We start from the raw sequence: 24,826 nt of genomic DNA on the forward strand, positions 1-24,826 counted from the left end.
TTGTTATTCAACGAGTTGTTAGTATCTTTAACCTCCTAATAAATATTTTTGACATATGTCTGAGAATGATAACCTGCAAGATGCAGACGGAAAAAAAGAAGTAGAGTTACAGAACACTACTCCTCAAGAAGAATCAACTCCACAAGTTGAAGAACATGCAGAAGTGAAAATCGAAAATGAATCTGCTGAAGATTCTGACAGTGAATCTAAAGTAGACGCTGATGATGCGCATTCAGAAATTGAAGCTTCTAATGCAGAAGATGCAGAAGACGAGTCTAATGCAGAGCGTCATGAGGTAGAAGAAAAGGACTATCATGCCATGACTATGCAAGATTTAGCAGAAGAGCTCAACAGGCTTTTAAAGCATCATAAAATTCAGACCATATCTAAGCAAGTCAATGAAATTAAAACAGAATTCAATGCTAAATTTGGTGAGCTTTTAGAAGAAAAGAAAGAAGAGTTTATAAACGATGGCGGCAACGAAATAGATTTCTACTACACCAACGATACCAAAAAACTATTCAACCAACTTTATAAAGATTACAAACAATCTATAAGTGCTTACTACAAAGAGCGTGAGCACAACCTAAAGCAAAATCTCGAAAATAGATTGGCTATTATTGAAGAAATTAAAGGCCTGCTTTCTGTAGAAGAAAACATGGGTTCTACCTATAAAACCTTTAAAGAGCTTCAGGAAAAATGGCGTAATGCTGGCCCAATTCCAAGAGATAAATACAATAATGCCTGGAACACATACCATCATCATGTAGAGCGTTTTTATGATTTCTTACATCTTAATAACGATCTAAGAGATATGGACTTTAAGCACAACTATGATCAAAAACTAAAAATCATTGAGCGTGCCGAAGAACTTGCTAAAGACAACAATATTAATCGTGTATTTAGAGAACTACAGGTACTACACAAACTTTGGAAAGAAGAACTTGGTCCTGTAGCCAAAGAACACAGAGAAGAAATTTGGGAACGTTTTAGTAATGCCACAAAAACCATACATGACAAGCGTCAGGCTTACTATGCAGATTTAGACAAAGCTTATGAAAAAAATCTTGAAAAGAAAGAAGAAATCATAGCAAAAATCCAAGCTGTTGCAGAAGACAAAGCCAATGCTCACAGTGCATGGCAAAAGAAAATAAAAGAAGTTGAAGCGCTACGTGAAGCATTTTTTAATGCTGGAAAAGTGCCTCTTAAAGTAAACGAAGCTACTTGGGCAAAGTTTAAAGACACCGTTAGAGCTTTTAACAGAGGGAAAAACAAGTTTTACAAAGATTTAAAGAAAGACCAATACGAGAATCTTCAAAAAAAGAGAGAGCTTATAAAAATAGCTGAAGAAAATAAAGACAGCGAAGACTTTGCCGTTGTTACTCCTTTAATGAAGAAAATTCAGAACGATTGGAAAAAAATTGGTCATGTTCCAAGACGCGATAGCGACAAAATCTGGAAACAGTTTAAAAATGCATGCAACCACTATTTTGACAGAATGCATGCACAACGAAAAGCTGAAAACCAGCATTTATACGATGCGTTTGATAAAAAAGTAAAGCTGCTTGAAGACTTGAAAGCAATGGAACTAAGTGGCGACAACAAAGCTGATGTTGAAACTTTAAAAACCAAAATTGCTGAGTGGAAAGAAGTTGGCTATGTACCACAAAACAAACGCTACATAGATGGAAAATTCTACAAAGCAATTGACGATGCTTTTGATAAACTAAAAATGGAGAAGTCTAAGTTAGAAATGGTAAAATTTGAAAGTAAGCTTGAAAATTTAGCCAATAATGACGATGACACCAGACTTTTAGATCACGAACAAAACTTTATTCGTAAGAAAATTGGTGAAGTAAAATCTGAAATAACGCAGCTAGAAAACAACTTACAATTTTTCACCAATGTAGATTCTGATAATCCATTGGTAAAAGATGTACATAAAAACATTGCCAAGCACAAAAAAGAACTAGAAACCTGGAAAGCTAAGCTTACCAAGATTCGTGGGATGTATTCTTAGGTTCTAATCTCTTTTTTGCATAAAAAATCAAAACCCATCTGCTACTAACAGATGGGTTTTGCCCTAACTAAACTAAATTAACCTTAATTACAACCGCTTAATAATAATTAAGATTTCCTACTAAGAATATAAAAACGTTGTTGTTTTTATATATCTTATTTACGTGAGAAATTTCTGTTTGGATCTTAAGGTTTTCTTTTTGGGATAATTTTAACATTGTGAGATTCTGAAACAAGTTCAGAATGACAAAACGACTAAAGAGATTTCGCCTCTTCCCAAAAGACATCCATCTCAGATAAGGTCATGTCTTTTAGTGGCTTATTAAGTTCTTTAGATTTACTTTCTAGGTATTGAAAGCGTTTTATGAATTTTTTATTGGTACGCTCTAAAGCATTTTCAGGATTTACTTTTAGAAAGCGTGCATAATTAATCATAGAAAATAAAACATCACCAAATTCACTTTCAATAGCATCTTGATTTCCTTTTGCTATTTCTACTTTTAATTCGGCTAACTCCTCTTCTACTTTTTCAAAAACTTGTTCTGGTTGTTCCCAATCAAAACCAACTCCTGCAACTTTATCTTGTATTCTATTGGCTTTTACCATAGCAGGTAAGCTTCTTGGCACACCTTCGAGTACGCTTTTTTTGCCTTCTTTGAGTTTTAATTGCTCCCAATTGCGTTTTACGTCTTCTTCGTTTTCAACCTTAACATCTCCATAGATGTGCGGATGACGATCTATAAGTTTATCGCAGATGCTATTACACACATCTGCGATATCAAAATTATTTGTTTCACTTCCTATTTTAGAATAGAAAACAATATGCAGTAACACATCTCCCAACTCCTTCTTTACCTCATCTAGGTCATTATCTAAAATGGCATCACCAAGTTCGTAAACCTCTTCTATGGTGAGATGACGCAGCGATTCCATCGTTTGCTTTTTATCCCATGGACATTGTTCTCGCAACTCGTCCATAATAACAAGCAAACGTTCAAAAGCTTTTAGTTGGGCTGCTTTGTTAGACATGTTCTATTCTTCTTCGTCTGAAGTAGCTGTTTCTTCTACAGCTTCAGTTTCAAGTGATCCTAAAAGATCATTTTTGTGTAGTAAGTTGTACCACTGAATTACTTTTTTTATGTCTGAAGGATACACACGATCTTCATCATAATCTGGTAAAACTTCAAAGAAATATTCTTCTAAAGTATCTTTACTGTCTTTGTGACTAATCGATGTTTGCTCACCATTTTCTTTGTCTTTAACCTTTTTTAATACATCCTTTAATGGTACTTCTTCTGTTAAAGTATAGATGGCAATTTCGCTTAAAATACTAATGTTACTGTGTGCACCTACAGTAATTCTTTTTTTATCTATTAAAGATTGTACAACAGCTCCTGTTCTTGTCTGTGTTACGATTTCGTATAATCCTGGTTTTCCAGAAATAGCTAATATTTTATCTAAGCTCATAGTAATTTTTAATTTGTTGTTGAGAATCCTATCGAAGTCTATTTGTTTCTTAAATACGCTTTTACAGACTCAACACAACAGTCAATCTATTTTTATTGTTTATTAACGCTTCTTGCTCATTGCAGGAAAACGCATTTTATAATCTATTCTTATTTTTCCTTTAGAAATGTTTGTCAACTTTCCTTTTATCAAACGTTTTTTAAACGATGATAGTTTGTCGGTAAACAAAACTCCTTCGATATGATCGTACTCATGCTGAATGACTCTGGCTATTAAACCATCGTATTCTTCTACATGTGTATCAAAATTTTCATCTTGATATTGAATCTTTATTTTAGGCTTTCTAAATACATCTTCTCTAACATCTGGAATGCTTAAACAGCCTTCATTAAAAGCCCATTCATCCCCTTCTTCTTCTAATATCTGAGCGTTGATGAATGTTTTCTTAAAATTCTTCATTTGCTCTCTATCTTTTTCAGATAAATCTTCATCATCAGAAAAAGGTTCTGTATCTACTAAAAACAAACGAATAGGCAACCCAATTTGTGGCGCTGCTAAACCAACACCATGAGCACCATACATTGTCTCGTACATATTTTCAATAAGTTCATTAAGCTTAGGGTAGTCTTTGTCTATTTCCTTAGCTTCTTTTTTTAATACCGCATCTCCATATGCAACTATTGGTAATATCATAATTTCGTTGTTTTCGCGTGCAAAAGTACAATTCTTATTTAAAAATTTGAAGCTAAATAGCTTTGCAAAATTAAGGTTGCACTAATTTCGTCTACTAATGCTTTATTTTGTCTTTGCTTTTTCTTGAGACCACTATCTATCATGGTTTGAAAGGCCATTTTAGATGTAAAACGCTCATCTACTCTAACAATAGGAATATTAGGAAACTCTTTAACCATTTTTTCTAAAAACTTTTGAATATAAACTTCACTTTCTGAAGCTGTATTATCCATTTGTTTAGGCTCTCCTACAACAAATTTTTCTACACCTTCTGTATCGACATAAGTTTTTAAATACGTTATTAACTCTTTGGTTTCTACCGTTGTTAATCCTGAAGCAATAATTTGCATTGGATCTGTAACTGCCAATCCTGTTCTTTTTGTACCGTAATCTATGGCTAATATTCTTCCCATTACTGCAAAGATAGTGTAATAAAAAACGCCTCTTAATAAAAAGAAGCGTTTTTAAAAATTAGTTATTAATTAAGTCGTTGATTTTATTACCCTCTATAAATAAATCACGCTAATTATATCTATTAAGACACTAAACGTTATTATTGGTCACATTATTTTTCAAAAAAAAAGAAAACTCCTCAATTAGGGGAGAGGAGTTTTCATAATTAGCTATTAATTAAATCCTCAGATAAACTTATGCTAAATAAATTTTCATCACATTTAACACTTATGAGACACATCTTTTTACAAAAGGTCACAAAAAGCTAATAAACAAACCATTATAACAAAATACTAACATATCGTTACACTAAAAAACGAGTACTAAAGCTTAGTTTCTATGCATCAAACACTTATAAATCTTCATTATTTCTATTCGGCTCTTGCCAATTATTGAATGAAAAAAATCATGTACTTTTGGTAAAATTTTAAAACACATGAAACAATTACAATCCGTCATAGAAAGCGCTTGGGACGATCGTTCTCAATTAACCAACCAAGTTACTATAGATGCTATAAGAAGTGTTATAGATCTTATTGATGCTGGCACCTTACGTGTTGCAGAACCAACCGAAAATGGATGGCAAGTAAATGAATGGGTTAAAAAAGCAGTTGTGCTTTACTTCCCTATTCAGAAAATGGAAACCCACGAGGTTGGTATCTTTGAATATCACGACAAAATTCCATTAAAGCGCAACTACATGGAAAAGGGTATTAGAGTTGTTCCTAACGCTGTTGCCAGGCACGGAGCTTACATTTCTAAAGGTGTTATTATGATGCCAAGCTATGTTAACATTGGTGCTTATGTAGATGAAGGTACAATGGTAGACACTTGGGCCACAGTTGGTAGTTGTGCGCAGATTGGTAAAAACGTACACCTCTCTGGTGGTGTTGGTATTGGTGGTGTGCTAGAACCTTTACAAGCCTCTCCTGTAATTATTGAAGACGGAGCTTTTATTGGCAGCCGCTGTATTGTTGTAGAAGGAGTACATGTAGAAAAAGAAGCTGTTCTTGGTGCTAATGTGGTATTGACTATGAGTACTAAAATTATAGATGTTACTGGTGATGAACCTGTAGAAATGAAAGGTAGAGTACCTGCGCGTTCTGTTGTAATTCCTGGTAGTTACACCAAGAAATTTGCAGCTGGAGAATACCAAGTACCTTGTGCTTTAATTATTGGAAAACGTAAAGAAAGTACAGATAAGAAAACATCTCTAAATGATGCTTTACGCGAGTATGATGTAGCGGTTTAAAAAAGCTATTTTATACTACAAATATTTCCTTAAGAAGGAAAAAATAATTTTGCATAATTAAGCTTTTCTGAATGAAAATTTTAATCATACAACAAAAAATGATTGGTGATGTTTTGGCTTCGAGCATATTGTTTGAAGCCATTAAACATCAATATCCTGATGCAGAATTGCATTACCTTATAAATACGCACACGTTTCCTGTTGTAGATCAAAACCCTTACATAGATAAGATTCAGTTTTTTACTCCAGAACACGAAAACAGTAAACTGAAACTTTTTAAACTTGCTAAACAACTTCGCAAAGAAAATTACGATGTTATCATAGATGTTTACTCTAAACTATCGAGTAACCTCATAACTTTACTTTCTAAGGCGAAAATTAGAATTTCTATAGATAAAAGCAGAAATAAGCTATTGTATACCAACTTATACAAACACAAAGCTAAAGCAGATACCAATGCTGGTTTGGCCATAGAAAACCGACTGCAACTATTGCAGCCTATAAATATAGATAGCAGTAAAATAGTAAGACCAAAAATATATCTTACTAAAGAGGAAGAATCTGCAGCTAAAGCGTTTTTAGAATCAAATAACATTGACACTAACAAACCACTCTACATGATTGGTGTTTTGGGAAGCGGATCTAACAAAACTTATCCGTTTGACTATATGGCTTCTGTAATTGATACAATTGTAACAACTCAACCCGAAAGCCAGATTTTATTCAATTATATACCAAAACAAGAGGCTGATGCTAAAGCGATTTTAAATCTTTGTGCATCAAAAACTCAAGACAACGTTCATTTTAATGTTTTCGGTAAAAGTTTGAGAGATTTTTTAGCCATAACACAGCATTGCGATGCACTAATAGGAAATGAAGGAGGTGCTATAAACATGGCGAAAGCTTTGAGCATCCCAACATTTACTATTTTTTCACCTTGGATAAAAAAAGAAGCTTGGAATATGTTTGATGATGGTATAAAGCACGTTTCGGTTCATCTAAAAGATTACAACAAACAACCATATATTGATATAAAGCACCCAAAAGAATTAAAATCTAAAGCTTTTGATTTGTATTTAAAATTTAAACCTTCTCTTTTTGAAGAAGGCTTGGTTAAATTTTTAGAAAGATTACAGGCTTAACCTTTCTTAATACCGAATTCAGTCCACTTTAAATTTTCTTTTTTCACCTTAGCTCTAATCGCTAAATTTCTATCTAAAGATTCTTGTGTTTTATAACCACGTGCATGATCTAGATGCAGGCAAATAGCTTTGTATCGTATTTGTTTTGTCTTAATGCCATTGTTTACCAAACGCTCACCCAACTCTCTATCTGGCCCACCATATTGCATACGTTCGTCATAACCATTGATTGCAATTAAATCAGATTTCCATGCTGAGGAATTACAGTTGTTAAATGTAGCACCTGTTGGAGTTACCACATCCAAGAAGTTAGCCAGACCATTTTTTGCAGAGAGCTTTAGTTTGTTTTTCCCACTCAACTCACCTTGTGCTTTAAGCCATTTAACCTCAAAACAACGCTTAGACTTTATATCATCTTCAGCAATAGTTTCGCTAATGTCCATTGGAAGTTTACAATAGCCGCCAGACAAAAAGTAGCCTTTTTCAGCATGTTTAGCATGAGTATCTACAAAATCTTCACGCGGAATACAATCGCCATCTGTAAATAAGATATAATCATTTTTTGCCATGACTATAGCTTCATTTAATATTTTTTGGCGTCTGTATCCTTTGTCTTCATGCCAAGCGTGCGTAATTTCTACAGGATAATCTTGTTTAAACTTATCAATTAAATTTTTGGTTTCTTCTGTAGAACCATCATCTGCTATAATAACATCAAAGTCTTTGTAGGTTTGTACACTATAGCCATACAGCACTTTCTCTAACCAATCGGTTTTATTGTAAGTAGCAATAATGACTGTAATTTTTGGTAACGCCATGAATTTTTTATCTCTTAATACCAAACTTGGTATATGTTGATTTATTTTTTTTTGTTTCTTTTCGAATTTTCAGATTTAAAGTCTCTGCTTCTTCGTTTTTATAAGGTCTTTCGTGATGCAAATGTACACAAATAGTACTATACCTCACTTGCTTGAATCTTACACCATTATTCATCATACGCTCGCCTACTTCCCTGTCTTCACCTCCATATTGCATACGCTCATCAAAACCATTTACAGCTAAAATATCATTTTTATGACAAGATACATTCATGCCATCAAAAGTAGCTTTTGTTGGAGTTAATGTGTTTAAGAGGTTAGCTTTCAATTTAGACTTCGTTAACTTATTTAGCTTAAAACTTTTAGTCTGACCTTGCTTTAAAAGCCACTGTTTATCGAAACATTTTTGACCATCTATGATCTCTTTAGTAATACTTTGAGATATTTTTTCAGATAACTTAAAATATCCTCCTGATAGCGCACAACTCATTTGCTTCAACCTTAAATGTGTTGCTACAAAATCTGCTCTTGCAATACAATCACCATCTGTAAATATGAGATATTCTGCATTTGAAGCTATTATGGCTTTATTAAGAATTTTGGTTTTCTGAAAGCCTTCATCCTCTTGCCATACGTGAGTAATATTTATGCTTGACTGCTTAGAAAACTCATCAATTACAGCTTTTGTTCTCTCGTCAGAACCATCGTCAGCTATGATTAATTCGAAATTAGATTCTGTTTGAATTTCATAACTATGCAACACCAACGCTAACCATTTTGGTTGGTTGTAAGTGCTTATGATAACTGAAGCCTTTAGTGATGATTTCATTAGCACAAAAATACTATTTTTACAGCAGTGAAATCACAACTATGCTAAAACTCTCTGGTGTTATTATTACCTTTAATGAAGAACGAAACATTGAACGATGTTTACAATCCTTAGTTAATGTAGTTGACGAAATTATTGTTGTTGACTCCTACTCTACCGATAATACCAAAAACATTTGCCAAAAATATAACGTAGCGTTTATTGAGCAGAAATTTTTAGGCTACATAGAGCAGAAGAACTTTGCGCTAAACCAAACTACACACAACCATGTTATTTCTCTTGATGGTGATGAGGCACTTTCTGAAGAGCTTCAAACATCTATAATTGAGCTAAAAAACAATTGGAATTTTGATGGATATTACGCCAATCGTTTTAATAATTTTTGTGGTCAATGGATAAAACACAGCGATTGGTATCCTAACAGAAAATTGCGTGTTTTTGATAAAACAAAAGCTGAATGGAAAGGAATTAATCCGCATGATAATGTTCAGTTTTACGATAATAAGACCAAAAGCGGACACTTAAAAGGTGATATTCTGCATTGGACGTACCAAACTTATTCTGAATTTAATAATAAAACCGAACATTTCTCTACAATTGCAGCCAAGGCTTATTATAACAAAGGTAAAACTGCTCCTATCTGGAAAATTGTATGGAATCCGACTTGGGCATTTTTTAAATCTTATGTTTTGAGGCTTGGGTTTTTAGATGGTTTTAACGGCTTTGTAATCTGTGTACAAACTGCAAATATTACTTTTTTGAAGTACTCTAAGTTGCGTGAGATTTATAAGAAGGAAATTTAGTTTTTCTTTTTTCTCCAGAAATAATATTTCTTTTTAAAAGCTTCTTTTTTCTTAAAACCTGAAGAAAATTTCTTAGAAAAAAAGTACATTCTCTCTTTAACCTCTTCGTGTGGTTTATTTATAAGCTTGGCATATTCATCACTTATTATATCTAGCATATAATCTTTTGGAGATAAGCGTGCAAAATTTGCTAATCGCTCATCATACGTTAGCGTTTTAAAGTTCATTCTATTAAGATCTACCAAATAAAAGTCGTAACCAGAATCTGTTTTTTTGATTAAAGTATTTCCTGGTGAATGATCTAAAAAGTGTATCCCTTTTTCGTGCAACTTGAAAGTAAATTGTGTAAACTGCCTTAGGATATTATCGTAATCATCACACTCAGGCTCGTCTATAAGTTTTCTTATAGTAAAATCGTATTCTAACTGCTTGCTTATGTAATAGCTTTTACCAAAAATAAATAAAGACTTGTATTCAATATAAGCTTCTGGTTTTGGTGTTAAAATTCCGTTTTTTAGTAATCGCTCAGCATATAAAAAAGAACGTTCTGCTTTACTTTTTCTAAAAAAACGATACACAATTTTATTCACCAAATTAGGCACTTTAAAACCTTTGATATTATAGTGTTCATCTTCAATATCAAGAATCTTAATAACGTTTCTGTAACCTGTACCTATAAGCTCACCTTGATGCTCAAAATTATCGAGTGTAGATAAAACAGTGGACTTTGTAAGTTTGGAATCTTTATGAATTTTAATTGTTACAGACATATATAGCTATTACCTTAGTTTGCAAAAGTAGCTATTTAATTCTTTAAATTTGCCAGCAACTAATACCATACTATGTTTAAACATTATCTTATCACGCGTTTTAATCTTAAAAATAAAAACTGGGAAGTTACTAAGAATAACGAAACCCTATTAACTCGCGAGTGGATGACGCACCGTATTGGTCTTTTTAGTAATTTTTGTTTACCATCTGTAGCAAGTCAAACCAATACAAATTTTCAGTGGCTACTATTTTTTGACACAAGTACAGATTCTGATTTTAAAACCGAATTAGAAATACTGCTAAAGCCCTACCCTCACTTTAAGTCATTCTATATTGATGGTATGGAGGCATTTCATAATTCTATAAAAAATTACATTACTAAAGACAGTAATGATTCGTCATATATTATTACTTCTCGTATAGACAATGATGACTGTATTCATAAAGATTACATCAATACAATTCAATCTCAATTCAAGTCTCAAGACTTTATGGCAATAGATGTATTAAAGGGGTATTCGCTTCAAATTTCACCAGATATAATGTTGGGTAAAAAAGAGCATATTTTTAATCCTTTTATAAGTCTTATTGAAAAAAATGAAGCTCCAAAAACAGTTTGGTTTAGTGACCATAATATGTGGAAAAAAGAATCTAGGCGTGTTGAAATTGCCAACAAACGCCTTTGGATGTCTATCATACACGAAAAGAATAAGGTCAACGAGTTTGATGGTTATGATAATGTAGATTGGGACGATATAAAAACTCAGTTTATAGTATCAAAATCGATTGAAAAAAAGGTGAGTAACGAGATCATTCCGCATAAAAAATGGAGAACTCTAAGCCTAAAAAACAAGTTATATGTTAATTATGTTTTAGCAAGTAAAAAGTTAAAAAAAGCACTTGGCCTTTATAAGATTAAGTAAACTTGAAAAGTCTTACTTTTGCTTTGCTAAAAACAATTTAAATGCGGTTAATACAATTTACAGCCTCTAATGGTTGGCGTGGTCACGAACAAAAAATCATCTATTTATACGAAGCTTTTAAAGCAGAAGGTTATGTAGAAGACCAATGGATTGTTTGCCCAATCGGCTCTGAAGTAGAGCGTATTGCTACTGAAAAAGGCATGCAAGTTATTCCGTTTGAATATAAATCTGAATACAGTCTATCTTATGCAAAAACTTTTAAAAAATTAGCAGAAGAAAAACAAGCATCTGTAATTTTTATACATAGTAGTAAAGCGCATACCATAGCTGTTTTAGCTCATTTTATTTTTAGAATGAAAGTTCCTTTGGTGCTTTGTAGAACACTTATAAAACGTGTAGACACCAATTTCTTTAGAAAATGGAAATACAATTACAAAGGCATTAAAAAAATTATTTGTGTCTCTCAACCTGTTGTTGAATCTTTAAAATTTGCAGTTAAAGATCATAGTCGTTTTGATGTAGTTGGCAGTGTTACTGATATTAACAAATTTAAGAAGCAAGAAGGCACCGGAATATTACATGAGGAATTCAACATTCCAAAAGACTATAAAATTATTGGAAACATTGCGGAATTCACTGGTTTTAAAGATCATTATACTTGGGTTGATACTGTTGAGATATTGGTAAAAGAAAATGCCATTAAAGCCAAGTATATTCTTGTTGGTAAAGGAAGTATGGAGCAAGACATAAAGAATTATGTAGAAGAAAAAGGTCTAACAGAGCACATTATTTTCACAGGTTTTAGAAGAGATATTCCTGAAATTTTACCTGAATTTGATTTATTCTTATTCACCTCAAACAACGAACCTACAGGAGGTGTATTATTAGAATCTTATGCTTGTAAAGTTCCTATTGTAGCTGCAGATGCTGGTGGTATTTCTGAAGTTATTGTAGATGGTGAAACTGGTCTTCTAGCTAAAGTAGGAAACCCTAAAGATTTTGCAGAAAAAGTAACTTTATTAATTAAAGACAAAGGTTTACAAGATAAATTTACTAAAAACGGATATCAATATTTATTAGATAACTTTACCAAGAAAGTAATTGCAAAGAAAATGTACGACGAGCTGTCTAAGCACCAGATTCAATAGGAAGATGCATTAATTCGCCAAGCTCTTTATTTAGCCTTTCAACATATAATCGCTGTAAACCTGATGTTGGAAAAAATGTAAGTTCACCAAAATATATTTTTCCTTCGATTGAATACAAATCAACTCGAATAAAAATAAATCCTTCCGCTAATTTTTTTGCTACAGAAAGTAATTCATTCAAATTATCAGGTCTTTCTATGTCTTTAGAAAGAAAAGTGTTACTTGGGTTATCATTCTTAATTTTATTCCAATCTAAATCATAAAAACAATACTTCTTTTTACCATCTTTATCACGCATCAAAACAAATATGTATATAACCTCTCCATGTACACAGAAAAATTTATAATCTAAGACATTCTCACCATCAACTTCTTCTAGATAGTGCTCAATTAAAATACGTGGTTGAACCTTCTTATAAACTCGCTCTTTGTATTTATCATAATAATTAGACTTAAGATATTTATTCAATGTTCTCTTTACTTCTGTTATATCAATTTTAGATTTATCCTTGATAATAATATTATAGCCAGAGCCATGTGTGGCTTTTAAAACAAATTGGTTTGGTAAGACATTAAAATCAATCTCATCAACGTCGTTAAATACAGCAATAAAATCAACTAAAAAACCTTCTCCTATTTTTTTTTCAACGTATTTTCGCACTTCATATTTGTCAACAAAATCTTTATAATCTTCATTATACAAATTAAGGTTTAACCATTGCAATTTTTCCGTAAATTCCTGAGGGTTCTCAATATTTAACTGCTTATTATTTTTTAAAAAATATTTTGCTTTAATAAAATCAACGTCTGAATTTGGCTTGTTTTTTAGAAACTTAACTAATAATTGATAATACTTACGTTTAATAAAATTCATACAAATAAAATTACAGTGATAAACATGTTAACAAAGATGATTGAATTACTATTAGATTCAAAATTTATAAAATAAAATTCTTTTGAAGTTTTAAAAGACTAATGACGAGTAGTATCTTTGCAAAACCATTTTTAATTCATAAAAATGAATCACAAACAAGCTCTAAAGCATCCAATTTTTGAAACTATTTCGAAATCTGCAGAAGAATTAAACCTAGATTCTTATGTTATTGGTGGTTTTGTACGAGACTATCTATTAGAACGTGGTGATGCTAAAGATATTGATGTTGTTGCTGTTGGCAGTGGAATAGAATTGGCTCAACAAGTTTCTAAAAACCTGCCTACAAATCCAAAAGTACAAGTTTTTAAAACTTATGGTACAGCAATGCTGCGTTACGATGATATTGAAATAGAATTTGTTGGTGCTCGTAAAGAAAGTTATAACGAAGACAGCCGCAATCCTATTGTAGAAAATGGCACATTACAAGATGATCAAAACCGTCGTGATTTTACAATAAATGCACTTGCTCTTAGTCTTAACACATCTAATTTTGGCGAATTATTAGATCCTTTCAATGGCATAGAAGATCTAGACAAAGGCATTATAAGAACACCTCTAGACCCAGACATAACCTACAGTGACGATCCGCTACGTATGATGCGTGCTATTCGATTTGCTACGCAATTAAACTTCAAAATTGAAGAACAGTCTCTCAAAGCTATTGCAGACAATAAGGACCGAATAAAGATCATAACCAAAGAGCGCATTGTTACAGAGTTAAACAAAATTCTGGAAAGCGATAAACCTTCAATAGGATTTAAACTTCTGGAAAAAACAGGACTTTTAGATTTTATTTTACCAGAACTCACAGCACTCAAAGGTATTGATGAAGTAGAAGGCCAACGGCACAAAGATAATTTTTATCACACTCTAGAAGTAGTTGACAATATTTGCGAAACCACAGACAATCTTTGGTTACGTTGGGCTGCATTGCTTCATGATATTGGTAAAGCTCCAACCAAAAAATTTAGCAAAAAAGTAGGCTGGACCTTTCATGGCCATGAGTTTGTTGGCTCTAAAATGGTTTACAAACTTTTTAAAAGATTAAAAATGCCATTAAATGACAAAATGAAATTTGTTCAAAAAATGGTATTGATGAGCTCTCGTCCTATTGTTTTAGCTAGTGAAGTTACAGATTCTGCTGTTCGTCGTTTGGTGTTTGATGCTGGTAATAATGTAGATGATCTTATGACACTTTGCGAAGCAGACATTACAACGAAAAACCCTAAAAAATTTAAAAAGTATCACAACAATTTTAAAGTTGTGAGAGATAAAATTGTTGAAGTAGAGGAACGAGACAAGGTACGCAACTTTCAACCTCCTGTTTCTGGTGAAGAAATTATGAAAACATTTAACCTAAAGCCTTCAAGGGAAATAGGACTAATTAAAGAAGCTATAAAAGAAGCTATTCTAGAAGGAGACATTCCGAATGAGCGTGAAGCTGCTCTTAAGCTAATGATAGAAAAAGGAAAAAAATTAGGTTTAACTGTGGCTGTATGATAACGCTAAAAAGAACCAATTCTTCTAATAAAGATTTTGTTGGTCTCGTAGAACAACTCGATGCTTATTTAAAGATTACAGATGGAGACGAGCATGATTTTTATAACCAATACAACGCTATTGAAAATCTTAAACAAGTTGTAATTGCCTATATAGATGACAAACCTGTTGGCTGTGGAGCTTTTAAAGATTTTGAAAACAATAGCGTTGAGATAAAACGCATGTTTACTTCAGAAAAACACAGAGGAAAAGGCATAGCCTCTCTAATCTTAAATGAACTTGAAAAGTGGGCTTCTGAACTGAATTACGATTCTTGCATATTAGAAACAGGCATAAGACAAATTGAAGCTGTTGAATTTTATAAAAAGAATTCTTACAACATAATCCCTAATTACGGACAATACAAAGGTGTTAAAAACAGCCTTTGTTTTATAAAAAATTTAGAAAATGAAAAAGGATAACAAAGCCGTAATCTACTGGCTTCTTACAGGTTGCTTATTAATTTTTATCATGGTAATTGTAGGTGGCATTACCAGACTAACACATTCTGGTCTATCCATCTCTAATTACAAGTTAATTTCTGGCACCATTCCACCAATGAACGAAACAGAATGGAACGAAGCTTTTGAGCTATACAAACAGTATCCTGAATACCAAAAACTAAATAACCATTTTACTTTAGAAGAGTTTAAGGATATCTACTTTTGGGAATGGATTCATAGAGTAATTGGTCGCTTTATAGGCTTAGTATTCATATTTCCGTTTATCTATTTTTTAATCCGAAAACAACTTTCAAAACCTACAATCAAAAAATCTATTGTTCTACTCCTTATGGGAGGTTTTCAAGGTTTTCTTGGTTGGTACATGGTAAAAAGTGGCTTGGTAGACAGACCAGATGTAAGTCATTACAGGCTAGCTGCACACTTAACTACAGCGTTTTTAACCTTTGCTTACACGTTTTGGGTTGCTCTGGATTTAATGTTTCCTAATAAAAAAAATGTAGACACTAAGCTTAGAAACTTTATTAGAATCGGTCTTGTTATACTAATTATTCAGATTATATATGGTGCATTTGTAGCTGGTTTAGATGCTGGCTGGATTCATAACCATTGGCCATTTATGAGCGAAGGTAAGCTTATTCACGAAACCGTATACACAGAACAAAACCCAACCTACCTCAACTTTCTGGAAGGAAAAAGTGGTGTACAGTTTGTACACAGAACATTAGCATACGTTGTAGTCATTTTTATTCTGTCAATTTGGTACAAAGCTACACGCAACGACATTTCAAAATGGCAATCTAAAGGTGTTAACAGTCTTCTGATTGTGGTTGGCATTCAGTTTTTATTAGGTGTACTTACACTATTATTAGCGGTACCTGTTTGGCTGGGTGTTTTGCATCAGGTGGTTGCATTTATTTTATTGAGTTGTATGGTTTTTACACTGCATCGTTTTAGCAAGTAATGTGAAGTGTGAAAATTATTATACTCACAAATAGTTCCATAAAAAACTTGTAAACTTTTAAACAATTCAACAAATAGATTCTCGAATTGTCAACACATAAACTAAATACTTTTCACCGCATAATAATTGCGTTTTAAAATCTATCTTTGCAAAATGATTTACAGATTTAGAGTCATATTAGACAACGATACAGAAGACGATGTGTTTCGTGATTTAGAAATCCGCGAAACAGATACTATGGAAGATTTGCATAACATCATTACCCAATCTTTTGGTTTTGACGGAATGGAAATGGCTTCATTTTACATAAGCGATGACGAATGGAACCAAGGCGAAGAAATTGCTATGTTCGATATGAGTGAAGCTGGTAATGAAGTTAAAATGATGAGCACAACAATTATTAAAGACATTGTACACGAGGCGTCTCCAAAGCTAATTTATGTGTATGATTTCTTAAGCATGTGGACATTCTATGTAGAACTTGCCGAAATTGTGGAAGAAGCTCAAGGCACAGATTATCCTAACTTAATGTTTGTTCATGGTCAAATTCCTGATGAAGCTCCTGATAAGACCTTTGAAGCAGATGAAGATGATTTTAATGAGTTTGATGATGATCTAGACATAGATGATTATGAAAGTCTTGATTTTAATGAAAATTGGAATTAAAAACATATTAAACGAGTAGATAAAGCACCAAAATTTGGTGCTTTTTTTATTTGCATGTAACAAAAAATGCATACGTTCGTCTTACATACATAACCAATCTATACTGTATTTTTCAGTATTAAAAAACCAATCAATTTTGGAACAATCCATTCTTACAATCAATAATCTTACAAAAAAGTTTGGTTCTCTTACAGCTGTAAAAGATCTAAGCTTTACTATTAACAAAGGCAATGTATATGGCATTTTAGGACCCAACGGAAGTGGTAAATCTACCACTTTAGGTATTGTTCTAAATGTTGTAAATAAAACCAGTGGAGACTTTAAATGGTTCAATGGCAATACATCTACACATAATGCATTAAAGCAAGTTGGAGCCATTATAGAACGACCTAACTTCTATCCTTATATGACTGCAGAACAAAACCTTAAGTTAGTATGCAGAATTAAAGATGTTGACCATAGTAAAATTGATGAAAAACTCGAGGTTGTTGGCCTTTTAGACAGAAAACACCATAAGTTTAAAACCTATTCATTAGGAATGAAACAACGTTTGGCTATTGCTTCTGCGCTACTTAACGATCCTGAAATTTTAATTTTAGATGAACCTACAAATGGTCTCGATCCTCAAGGAATTCATCAAATACGCCAAATTATTAAAGATATAGCAGCTGGTGGTACAACCATTTTGTTAGCCTCTCACCTTTTAGATGAAGTAGAAAAAGTATGTTCTCATGTTGTAGTTCTTAGAAAAGGCGAAAAACTATACTCTGGAAGAGTAGATGAAATGATTAATAGTCATGGTTTTTTTGAATTAAAAACAGAAAAAAAGAAAGAGCTTATTTCAATTTTAGAATCTCATTCAAACTTTAGCAATCTTAAAATTGAAGGAGAATTAATCACAGCCTTTCTAAACGAGCCTATGTCTGCTTCAGACTTTAACAAAATGATGTTTGACAAAGGTATAATCCTATCGCATCTAGTAAAACGAAAAGAAAGTCTTGAAGAACAATTCTTGCAACTGACAGATGAAAATGAGATTAATCAAGAATTAGGAAAATTAAATTAAAACTAAGCACAACCAACCACACCATGTTAAGATTATTAAAAATAGAATTTGATAAATTAAGATATAATAAAGCAAGTAGAATACTTATACTTACCTATTTCATTTTACTTGTACTAATAGCGCTTTTTGCTGTCATAAAGTTCGATATTGGCCCAGTTAAATTTCATTTAGCGGAAATGGGCATTTTTAATTTCCCATACATTTGGCACTTCAACACTTTTGTCGCTGGCTTATTAAAGTTTTTCTTATTACTGGTTATTGTTTCTATGGTATCTAACGAGTATAGCAATAAAACCTTAAAGCAAAACCTTATAGATGGATTAAGCAAAAAAGAATTTATACTATCTAAGTTTTATATGGTTTTAGCTTTTTCGCTAATATCTACAGCCTTTGTATTTGTTGTATCATTAGCTTTGGGTTACATCTACTCTAGTTACACAGAATTTTCTATAGTATTTACAGACCTAGAATATTTACTCGCCTTCTTTGTAAAACTTGTTGGGTTTTTCTCTTTTGGTTTGTTTTTAGGTGTGCTTATAAAACGTTCTGCGTTTGCTGTAGCAACAATGGTTGTCTTATTCTTGGCAGAATTTATTAGTTGGAGTATTGTATCTGCATACAACAGAGGTACAGATTTAGCAGATAGCATTTATCAGTACATGCCATTTAAATCCTTATGGAATTTAATTGACGAGCCAGTATCTAGGTTATCGGCTGTACAAACATTAGCCAATCAGATAGAAGAAGATATATCTTACGATTACTCAGTACATTGGTACGAAATTACGATAGTATTAGGTTGGTCTGCTCTTTTTATCTTTTTATCTTATCAATTATTAAAAAAGAGAGATTTATAATAGCTTTATGTGAACTGCTTTATATTTTTTAATACTAAATCTAGGAGTTTTTGAGTTCTAGTTGTTATATTGTATTAAAGTGTGAAGTGTACAATAAAGCAACTATGAAAAAGAAATACGCCTTACTATTTGCATTTTTTTATTGTGTTGTAGCATTAGCACAAGAAGAAACTACAAATTGGGCTTTTGGAAACAATGCTGGTCTAAATTTTAATCTAGCAACAGGAAATGTTGTACCCATTTCTACCTCAATAAGTACTAACGAAGGCTGTTCTACTATCTCTGATGAAGATGGTGTTTTACAGTTTTACACAGACGGACGCACGGTATGGAACCGTAACCATCAAATTATGCCAAACGGTAATTATTTTGGAGGTACAGGTCTACTTGGCGATCCATCCAGTACATCATCTGGTGTCATTGTACCACACCCAACAAACAATAACTTATACTATATTTTTACTGTAGATGAGCCTCATCATAATAATGCTTGGGCATCACCTAACCAAGGTCCATCAGACCAAAATGGGAATCCAATAAATTTTTACGAAGAAACCTTTGGCGACTTTCAAACTGTACCTAATGATGATGATGGCTTTAATAATGGTTTTAATTACTCTTTAGTAGACATGACGCTTAACGGAGGTTTTGGTGATGTTGTACCTTCTGAAAAAAATGTTCATCTTATAACTTATGATACTTCTCAACCAGGCCAAGAATTATACAAATGTGCAGAAAAAATAACTGCGGTTCAAGGGGCTGACTGTGAAACAATGTGGGTTATAACTCAGTTTGTAGACACCTTCTATGCTTTTAAAATTGATGCTAATGGTTTTAATGATTTAACTCCAGTTACCTCTACCGTAACACCAAGCATAAGTACACTTGGCTATAGAAGAAATGGTATTGGCTATATAAAATCGTCGCCAGATGGCACTAAAATAGCAGTTTGTCATGCTCAAAACGGTGTTTTACCTAGTGATGATAACCAAGCTCCTGGCACTGGTGGTTTTTGGATTTATGATTTTGATAATGAAACAGGGCAAGTTAGCAATCCTGTAAATCTAATATCAAATGTTCAAAGCTATGGAACTGAATTTTCTGCTGATTCTAAAAAAGTATATGTAACTAATGGCACTGTAGTAAGGCAGTTTGATCTCGATAATAATAATGCTGTAACCACGGTATTTCAAGGCACACAATTTATTTCATCAATGCAATTGGGTCCAAATAACAAAATATACGTGTGTAATGGACAAAGCCTAAATAGTCTTGATGTTATTGAAAATCCTAGTGAAGCTGGTTTAGCATGTAACTACAACCAAGGTGGACAGCCCTTAGCTAATGGTACTAATGCCACTTTAGGCTTACCTCCTTTTATCACTTCTCTACTTAGTTTTGAAATAGATATTATAAGAAATGGTATTAGCACCTCTGATTTAAGCTTGTGTACAGGAGATAACTACACCTTACAGGCTGATGAAATTACAGGCGCAGATTATGTTTGGTCTTTTGATGGCACACCGATTACCGGAAATAATCAAGCTCAATTACTAATAGACACTCCCGGTTTTTATGAAGTTTATATAGAACCCAACAATGGAGATTGCCCAATAGAAGGTAGTGCTGTGGTTAGTGTTTTTGATATTCCTGTAGCCAACACTGTTTCTGATTTAACGATTTGTGATGATTTTATAAACGATGGTATTGTTGGTAATATAGATTTTTCAGACAAAAATGAAGAAGCTCTCTCTATGCAATCACCAACACAGTATAACGTGCGTTATTTTGAATCGATGGATGATGCTGTTAACCTCGAAAATGAAATTACCTTTCCATATACAAATACCAGTAGCCCTCAACCAATTTATGTTAGAGTAGAAAACGTAGATAACACCAACTGTTTTGATGTTACGACCTTTGAGCTTGAAGTAATTAATACTCCGCAAATTGTTCAACTAAATAATATTGAATTTTGTGACAACCAAGGTGACCCAACAGATGGGATTGCCACAATAGAATTAGGCGACTTAATACCAACTATAAGAGGTGATCAATCTGAAACCGACACAAATATTACCTTTCATCCTACACAACAAGATGCTGATGACAACACTGGTACATTACCCTTAACATATACTTCTGATTCTGGTGAAATTTTTGTAAGAATTGAAAACACAAATAATACTAATTGCTACAGCACAGGAAGCTTTCAACTTAACGTTAATGATGCTCCTATTGCAAATGATATTTCTATAGTGCAATGCGACGAAGATGGCATACCAGAAGGATTCACGTCTTTCAACATTAATCTCTTTAATGATGATGTTGCTAATAATGAACCAGACCGAAATGTAAGCTATTATTTATCTCAAGTAGATGCAGAAAATGAAGAAAATGAAATTAATGCTGATGCTTTTGAAAACTTCTTTAATCCTCAAATTATTTACGCAAGGGTATTCAATACAAATACTGGTTGTGTAAGTTATAGTGAAGTTTCGTTAGAAGTAAGCACAACATCCTCAAACGATACAACTTTTATTGCTTGCGATAATGATGATACTGCAGATGGTTTAATGGCTTTTAGTCTTATAACTCAAAATCCAATCATTTTAGCAGGCGCACCTGCAGGACTAGATGTGCAATACTACGAAACTTATGAAGACGCTCTATTAGAAAACAATGCACTTAATGACACCTATACCAATACAACTCCTTATAATCAAATCATCTATGCACGCGTAGAGAATTCTAACGCATGTTATGGTATAAGTGAAATAGAACTTATTGTTAATGAACTACCAAATATTGAAACTGAATTTGAAATACTATATTGTATTAATTCTTACCCAGAAACAATAATATTAGATGCAGGAATTATTGACGACTCACCGAGCAACTATACCTACTCTTGGTCTACAACTGAAACAACATCTACAATTGAAGTTAATGAACCTGGCACTTATACGGTAAATGTTTTTAACAGTAACAATTGTAGCAAACAAAGAACTATAACGGTTTTACCTTCTAACATCGCAACTATAGATAATATTGAAATTGTAGACGCCTCAAACAATAATTCTATAACAATTTTAGTTTCTGGTGAAGGTGATTATGAATATGCTTTGAATGATATTAATGGACCTTATCAAGATTCTAATGTGTTTGAAGATATTTCACCAGGTCTCTACACAGTATTTGTTAGAGATAAAAACGATTGTGGAATTTCAGAAGAGCTAGTTTCAGTTATTGGTTTTCCAAAATTCTTTACACCAAATGGTGATGGCACTAACGAGTTTTGGCAAGTCAGAGGTATTAATAATCAGTTTCAAGCTAATTCTTTAATTCTTATTTTTGACCGTTACGGAAAACTTCTAACAAAGCTTAATCCTCTTGGTCCTGGTTGGGATGGCAGATACAATGGTGCTAACATGCCTGCAAGCGACTATTGGTTTAAGGTAGAGCTAGAAGATGGAAGAACTTTTACAAGCCATTTTTCTTTAAAACGATAACATTGAAACCAAATCTATCCCTTAATAAAAATCTATTAGCTTTAGCTATATCATGTTTTAGTATCTTTTGTTATAGCCAAGAACCCAACGACTGTGTTAATGCAATAACCGTATGTGGCAATTCAAGTTTTGTTTTTGATGTTAATGGTATTGGTGTACAAGAAGTAGAAGGAAGAAACAATTGTAGCAGTAGAGAAAACAACAGTATTTGGTTTCAAATAACCATTGCAGAATCTGGTACTTTAGCATTTACACTAACACCTGGAAGCACCTCTATTTCTGAGGATTACGATTTTTTTCTTTTTGGCCCAAATGCAACATGTGATAACCTTGGGCAGACCATAAGGTGTTCTACAACAAACCCACAAGCAGCAAATCAAGGCAATAATCTCACAGGTATGAGTGCCAATGATCCAGACCCTAACGAAGGTCCTGGTGAAGATGGCGACAGCTTTGTAAGCAGCTTAGATGTTATTGCTGGACAAACATTTTTCTTAGTCATTGACAGACCTGTTGGTAACAGCCCTTTTTCATTAGAATGGACTGGTACAGCTACATTTCCAGATAGTCCTTCTAACCCACTACTAACAAACCAAAACACTACAAGTTTACCTCCATTAGAACTATGTGATAATGTTGCTCCTTTTGATGATTTAATAACTGAAATTGACCTTACCAGTCTTAGACAAGATATTATTAATGGTGAAGGTGATGTAGCTGTAAGTTTTCATAATACTGAAAATGATGCTAATGTTAGCATAAATGCTCTTGGTGATATTTTCACCAGTTTTTTCAGTACTCAAACTGTTTTTATACGAATAGAAAACTCAACAACAGGGTGTTTTATCGTTAACACAATGACCGTTAATATCAATTCTTTTTCAAATTTTAATCCACCAACCACCTATGAGGTATGTGATGATGACACAGATGGTGATGACCAAAATGGACAAGCTACTTTTGATTTTGATGTAAAAACTCAAGAAATCACTAATGGCATTTTGGGTGGAAACTTTAATATAAGCTATCATTTGTCTCAAGCAGATGCAGAAACTGATACTTCTGCCTTACCAACCATTTACACAAACACTTCAGCAACGCCAACTGAAATTTTTGTAAGGATTGAAGATTTAGTTGATGGTTGTGTTGGTTTCACTTCATTTGACATTGTGGTAGCTGCCAAGCCAATTGCAAATGATGTATCACTAATTCAATGTGATGAAGACGGCATCCCAGAAGGCTTTACTACCTTCAATCTTAATGAAATATCAAGTGATGTTACCAACGGAGATTCTAATGCAGATGTTTCTTATTTTTTATCTCAAACAGATGCAGATAATAATGAAAATGAAATTAATGCCAGCGCTTTTGATAACTTCTTTAATCCACAAATTGTGTACACTAGAGTTACCAACACCTCAACTGGTTGTGTAAATTTTAGTGAAGTTTCTTTAGAAGTGAGTACCACATCTTCCAACAATGCCAGTATTGCTGTATGCGATGACGACGGTAATGAAGATGGCTTTGCTGTTTTTAACCTTAATGATACCAATGCCATTGTGCTTGCTGGCGCACCTGCTGGTTTAGATCTTCAATATTTTGAAACGTATGAAGATGCCTTAGTTGAAACCAATCCGCTTGGTACCAATTTCACCAATACTATTCCATACAATCAAACAATTTATGCTCGTGTTGAAAACTCTAATGCTTGCTATGGGATAAGTGAAGTTGAGCTTACAGTTTACGAACTTCCAAATATTGAAACCGAGTTTGAAACCTTATACTGTCTCAATAGTTTTCCTGAGACCATAGTTTTAGATGCTGGTATCATTGACGACTCACCAAGCAACTATATTTTTGATTGGTCTACTGGTGAAAATACAGCAACAATTGAAGTTAGTGCTGCAGGCACATATAATGTTAGAGTTAGCAATGTTAACGGCTGCTTTAAAGACAGAACGATTACAGTTTTACCTTCTAATATTGCTACTATTGATGCCATTGAAGTTATTGATGCTTCTAATAATAATTCGATTACAGTATTAGTTTCTGGTGAAGGTGATTACGAATATGCTCTGGATGATATTAATGGACCATACCAAGATTCTAACATATTTGAAGACGTATTACCTGGACTCTACACCATTTTTGTAAGAGATAAAAACGACTGTGGTATTGAAGATAAATTAGTTTCTGTAATTGGTTTTCCTAAATTCTTCACACCAAATGGAGATGGTACAAACGAATTTTGGCAAGTTAAAGGCATCAGTCGACAATTTCAGCCTAACACCAGTATCCTAATTTTTGACAGGTTCGGAAAACTATTGGCAGAACTAAACCCTCTTGGTGGCGGCTGGGACGGAACCTATAAAGGAAAGAAAATGCCAAGTAGTGATTATTGGTTTAAAGTAGAACTAGAAGATGGTAGAATCTTTACCAGTCATTTTAGTTTGGTGCGATAGATTTTAAT

General features: G+C 33.1%; 22 protein-coding genes. 14 read left to right on the plus strand and 8 right to left on the minus strand.

Annotation, left to right across the window (positions count from 1 at the left end):
* The first annotated feature begins 55 nt into the window (after positions 1–55).
* Positions 56–2,020 carry a DUF349 domain-containing protein gene (locus P7122_RS10690; protein ID WP_278005791.1) on the plus strand — a complete coding sequence of 655 codons (1,965 nt, stop codon included), beginning with the start codon at positions 56–58 and terminating at the stop codon, positions 2,018–2,020.
* Between the two features lie 254 nt (positions 2,021–2,274).
* Here the strand turns inward: P7122_RS10690 and mazG are convergent, their stop codons facing one another.
* The 4 genes from mazG to ruvX all read right to left on the minus strand — a co-directional run bounded on the left by mazG (position 2,275) and on the right by ruvX (position 4,631).
* Positions 2,275–3,048 (minus strand): nucleoside triphosphate pyrophosphohydrolase, encoded by a 774-nt coding sequence (mazG, locus tag P7122_RS10695; protein WP_278005792.1) that lies wholly within the window; start codon positions 3,046–3,048, stop codon positions 2,275–2,277.
* Between the two features lie 3 nt (positions 3,049–3,051).
* Entirely contained in the window at positions 3,052–3,486 is a 435-nt protein-coding gene (locus P7122_RS10700) for a DUF5606 family protein (RefSeq protein WP_278005793.1), read from the minus strand.
* Between the two features lie 102 nt (positions 3,487–3,588).
* Complete coding sequence (gene def / locus P7122_RS10705; RefSeq protein ID WP_278005794.1) at positions 3,589–4,179, minus strand: peptide deformylase; 591 nt, start codon at positions 4,177–4,179, stop codon at positions 3,589–3,591.
* A 38-nt stretch (positions 4,180–4,217) separates the two neighbouring features.
* Positions 4,218–4,631, minus strand: coding sequence for a Holliday junction resolvase RuvX (ruvX, locus tag P7122_RS10710; protein WP_278005795.1), 414 nt, complete (start codon positions 4,629–4,631; stop codon positions 4,218–4,220).
* Between the two features lie 476 nt (positions 4,632–5,107).
* Here ruvX and P7122_RS10715 point away from each other — a divergent pair, with 476 nt between their 5' ends.
* Together P7122_RS10715 and P7122_RS10720 are read left to right on the plus strand one after the other, a co-directional pair.
* Positions 5,108–5,923: a 2,3,4,5-tetrahydropyridine-2,6-dicarboxylate N-succinyltransferase gene (locus P7122_RS10715; RefSeq protein WP_278005796.1), complete on the plus strand. Its 816-nt coding sequence runs from the start codon at positions 5,108–5,110 to the stop codon at positions 5,921–5,923.
* 71 nt (positions 5,924–5,994) lie between these two features.
* Positions 5,995–7,065 (plus strand): glycosyltransferase family 9 protein, encoded by a 1,071-nt coding sequence (locus tag P7122_RS10720; protein ID WP_278005797.1) that lies wholly within the window; start codon positions 5,995–5,997, stop codon positions 7,063–7,065.
* On the opposite strand, the gene P7122_RS10725 is transcribed toward P7122_RS10720, so the two are convergent.
* Complete coding sequence (locus P7122_RS10725) at positions 7,062–7,883, minus strand: glycosyltransferase family 2 protein (RefSeq protein ID WP_278005798.1); 822 nt, start codon at positions 7,881–7,883, stop codon at positions 7,062–7,064. The genes P7122_RS10720 and P7122_RS10725 overlap by 4 nt on opposite strands.
* Before the next feature lie 7 nt (positions 7,884–7,890).
* A complete protein-coding gene (locus P7122_RS10730) occupies positions 7,891–8,712 on the minus strand; it encodes a glycosyltransferase family 2 protein (protein ID WP_278005799.1) in 822 nt (273 codons plus the stop codon).
* Here P7122_RS10730 and P7122_RS10735 point away from each other — a divergent pair.
* A complete protein-coding gene (locus P7122_RS10735; protein WP_278005800.1) occupies positions 8,703–9,515 on the plus strand; it encodes a glycosyltransferase family 2 protein in 813 nt (270 codons plus the stop codon). The two genes, P7122_RS10730 and P7122_RS10735, sit on opposite strands and share 10 nt — an antisense overlap.
* Here the strand turns inward: P7122_RS10735 and P7122_RS10740 are convergent.
* A complete protein-coding gene (locus tag P7122_RS10740) occupies positions 9,512–10,285 on the minus strand; it encodes a lipopolysaccharide kinase InaA family protein (protein ID WP_278005801.1) in 774 nt (257 codons plus the stop codon). The genes P7122_RS10735 and P7122_RS10740 overlap by 4 nt on opposite strands.
* Positions 10,286–10,357: 72 nt before the next feature.
* Here P7122_RS10740 and P7122_RS10745 point away from each other — a divergent pair, with 72 nt between their 5' ends.
* Together P7122_RS10745 and P7122_RS10750 are read left to right on the plus strand one after the other, a co-directional pair.
* Positions 10,358–11,209: a glycosyltransferase gene (locus P7122_RS10745; protein WP_278005802.1), complete on the plus strand. Its 852-nt coding sequence runs from the start codon at positions 10,358–10,360 to the stop codon at positions 11,207–11,209.
* A gap of 41 nt (positions 11,210–11,250) precedes the next feature.
* On the plus strand, positions 11,251–12,357 hold the full coding sequence (locus tag P7122_RS10750) for a glycosyltransferase family 4 protein (protein WP_278005803.1): 1,107 nt from the start codon (positions 11,251–11,253) through the stop codon (positions 12,355–12,357).
* Here P7122_RS10750 and P7122_RS10755 read toward each other — a convergent pair.
* Positions 12,338–13,231 carry an ATP-grasp fold amidoligase family protein gene (locus tag P7122_RS10755; RefSeq protein WP_278005804.1) on the minus strand — a complete coding sequence of 298 codons (894 nt, stop codon included), beginning with the start codon at positions 13,229–13,231 and terminating at the stop codon, positions 12,338–12,340. The genes P7122_RS10750 and P7122_RS10755 overlap by 20 nt on opposite strands.
* Positions 13,232–13,375: 144 nt before the next feature.
* Between P7122_RS10755 and P7122_RS10760 the strand changes: the two genes are divergently transcribed.
* From P7122_RS10760 to P7122_RS10795, 8 genes are all read left to right on the plus strand, one after another.
* Positions 13,376–14,791, plus strand: a complete 1,416-nt coding sequence (locus P7122_RS10760) for a CCA tRNA nucleotidyltransferase (RefSeq protein ID WP_278005805.1) — start codon at positions 13,376–13,378, stop codon at positions 14,789–14,791.
* Positions 14,788–15,252: a GNAT family N-acetyltransferase gene (locus P7122_RS10765; protein WP_278005806.1), complete on the plus strand. Its 465-nt coding sequence runs from the start codon at positions 14,788–14,790 to the stop codon at positions 15,250–15,252. The genes P7122_RS10760 and P7122_RS10765 overlap by 4 nt, the downstream gene beginning before the upstream one ends.
* Positions 15,239–16,255: a COX15/CtaA family protein gene (locus tag P7122_RS10770; RefSeq protein WP_278005807.1), complete on the plus strand. Its 1,017-nt coding sequence runs from the start codon at positions 15,239–15,241 to the stop codon at positions 16,253–16,255. The genes P7122_RS10765 and P7122_RS10770 overlap by 14 nt, the downstream gene beginning before the upstream one ends.
* 153 nt (positions 16,256–16,408) lie before the next feature.
* Complete coding sequence (locus P7122_RS10775; RefSeq protein ID WP_278005808.1) at positions 16,409–16,921, plus strand: IS1096 element passenger TnpR family protein; 513 nt, start codon at positions 16,409–16,411, stop codon at positions 16,919–16,921.
* Positions 16,922–17,057: 136 nt separating this feature from the next.
* The gene (locus tag P7122_RS10780) at positions 17,058–17,987 is read left to right on the plus strand and encodes an ABC transporter ATP-binding protein (RefSeq protein ID WP_417871272.1); all 930 of its coding nucleotides are present in this window, start codon (positions 17,058–17,060) and stop codon (positions 17,985–17,987) included.
* A gap of 23 nt (positions 17,988–18,010) precedes the next feature.
* Positions 18,011–18,844 (plus strand): ABC transporter permease, encoded by an 834-nt coding sequence (locus P7122_RS10785; protein WP_278005809.1) that lies wholly within the window; start codon positions 18,011–18,013, stop codon positions 18,842–18,844.
* Positions 18,845–18,948: 104 nt separating this feature from the next.
* Positions 18,949–22,356, plus strand: coding sequence for a T9SS type B sorting domain-containing protein (locus P7122_RS10790; RefSeq protein WP_278005810.1), 3,408 nt, complete (start codon positions 18,949–18,951; stop codon positions 22,354–22,356).
* A 2-nt stretch (positions 22,357–22,358) separates the two neighbouring features.
* On the plus strand, positions 22,359–24,818 hold the full coding sequence (locus P7122_RS10795; RefSeq protein ID WP_278005811.1) for a T9SS type B sorting domain-containing protein: 2,460 nt from the start codon (positions 22,359–22,361) through the stop codon (positions 24,816–24,818).
* Positions 24,819–24,826 lie beyond the last annotated feature (8 nt).

Origin of the sequence: Winogradskyella marincola (genome assembly GCF_029624125.1) — a bacterium.
Lineage (GTDB): Bacteria > Bacteroidota > Bacteroidia > Flavobacteriales > Flavobacteriaceae > Winogradskyella > Winogradskyella marincola.

What these genes read in the sequence shown, in the direction of transcription:
- P7122_RS10690 (WP_278005791.1), top strand. Translation starts at nt 56, where the DNA reads ATGTCTGAGAATGATAACCTGCAAGATGCAGACGGAAAAAAAGAAGTA.
- mazG (WP_278005792.1), bottom strand. Translation starts at nt 3,048, where the DNA reads ATGTCTAACAAAGCAGCCCAACTAAAAGCTTTTGAACGTTTGCTTGTT.
- P7122_RS10700 (WP_278005793.1), bottom strand. Translation starts at nt 3,486, where the DNA reads ATGAGCTTAGATAAAATATTAGCTATTTCTGGAAAACCAGGATTATAC.
- def (WP_278005794.1), bottom strand. Translation starts at nt 4,179, where the DNA reads ATGATATTACCAATAGTTGCATATGGAGATGCGGTATTAAAAAAAGAA.
- ruvX (WP_278005795.1), bottom strand. Translation starts at nt 4,631, where the DNA reads ATGGGAAGAATATTAGCCATAGATTACGGTACAAAAAGAACAGGATTG.
- P7122_RS10715 (WP_278005796.1), top strand. Translation starts at nt 5,108, where the DNA reads ATGAAACAATTACAATCCGTCATAGAAAGCGCTTGGGACGATCGTTCT.
- P7122_RS10720 (WP_278005797.1), top strand. Translation starts at nt 5,995, where the DNA reads ATGAAAATTTTAATCATACAACAAAAAATGATTGGTGATGTTTTGGCT.
- P7122_RS10725 (WP_278005798.1), bottom strand. Translation starts at nt 7,883, where the DNA reads ATGGCGTTACCAAAAATTACAGTCATTATTGCTACTTACAATAAAACC.
- P7122_RS10735 (WP_278005800.1), top strand. Translation starts at nt 8,703, where the DNA reads ATGATTTCATTAGCACAAAAATACTATTTTTACAGCAGTGAAATCACA.
- P7122_RS10730 (WP_278005799.1), bottom strand. Translation starts at nt 8,712, where the DNA reads ATGAAATCATCACTAAAGGCTTCAGTTATCATAAGCACTTACAACCAA.
- P7122_RS10740 (WP_278005801.1), bottom strand. Translation starts at nt 10,285, where the DNA reads ATGTCTGTAACAATTAAAATTCATAAAGATTCCAAACTTACAAAGTCC.
- P7122_RS10745 (WP_278005802.1), top strand. Translation starts at nt 10,358, where the DNA reads ATGTTTAAACATTATCTTATCACGCGTTTTAATCTTAAAAATAAAAAC.
- P7122_RS10750 (WP_278005803.1), top strand. Translation starts at nt 11,251, where the DNA reads ATGCGGTTAATACAATTTACAGCCTCTAATGGTTGGCGTGGTCACGAA.
- P7122_RS10755 (WP_278005804.1), bottom strand. Translation starts at nt 13,231, where the DNA reads ATGAATTTTATTAAACGTAAGTATTATCAATTATTAGTTAAGTTTCTA.
- P7122_RS10760 (WP_278005805.1), top strand. Translation starts at nt 13,376, where the DNA reads ATGAATCACAAACAAGCTCTAAAGCATCCAATTTTTGAAACTATTTCG.
- P7122_RS10765 (WP_278005806.1), top strand. Translation starts at nt 14,788, where the DNA reads ATGATAACGCTAAAAAGAACCAATTCTTCTAATAAAGATTTTGTTGGT.
- P7122_RS10770 (WP_278005807.1), top strand. Translation starts at nt 15,239, where the DNA reads ATGAAAAAGGATAACAAAGCCGTAATCTACTGGCTTCTTACAGGTTGC.
- P7122_RS10775 (WP_278005808.1), top strand. Translation starts at nt 16,409, where the DNA reads ATGATTTACAGATTTAGAGTCATATTAGACAACGATACAGAAGACGAT.
- P7122_RS10785 (WP_278005809.1), top strand. Translation starts at nt 18,011, where the DNA reads ATGTTAAGATTATTAAAAATAGAATTTGATAAATTAAGATATAATAAA.
- P7122_RS10790 (WP_278005810.1), top strand. Translation starts at nt 18,949, where the DNA reads ATGAAAAAGAAATACGCCTTACTATTTGCATTTTTTTATTGTGTTGTA.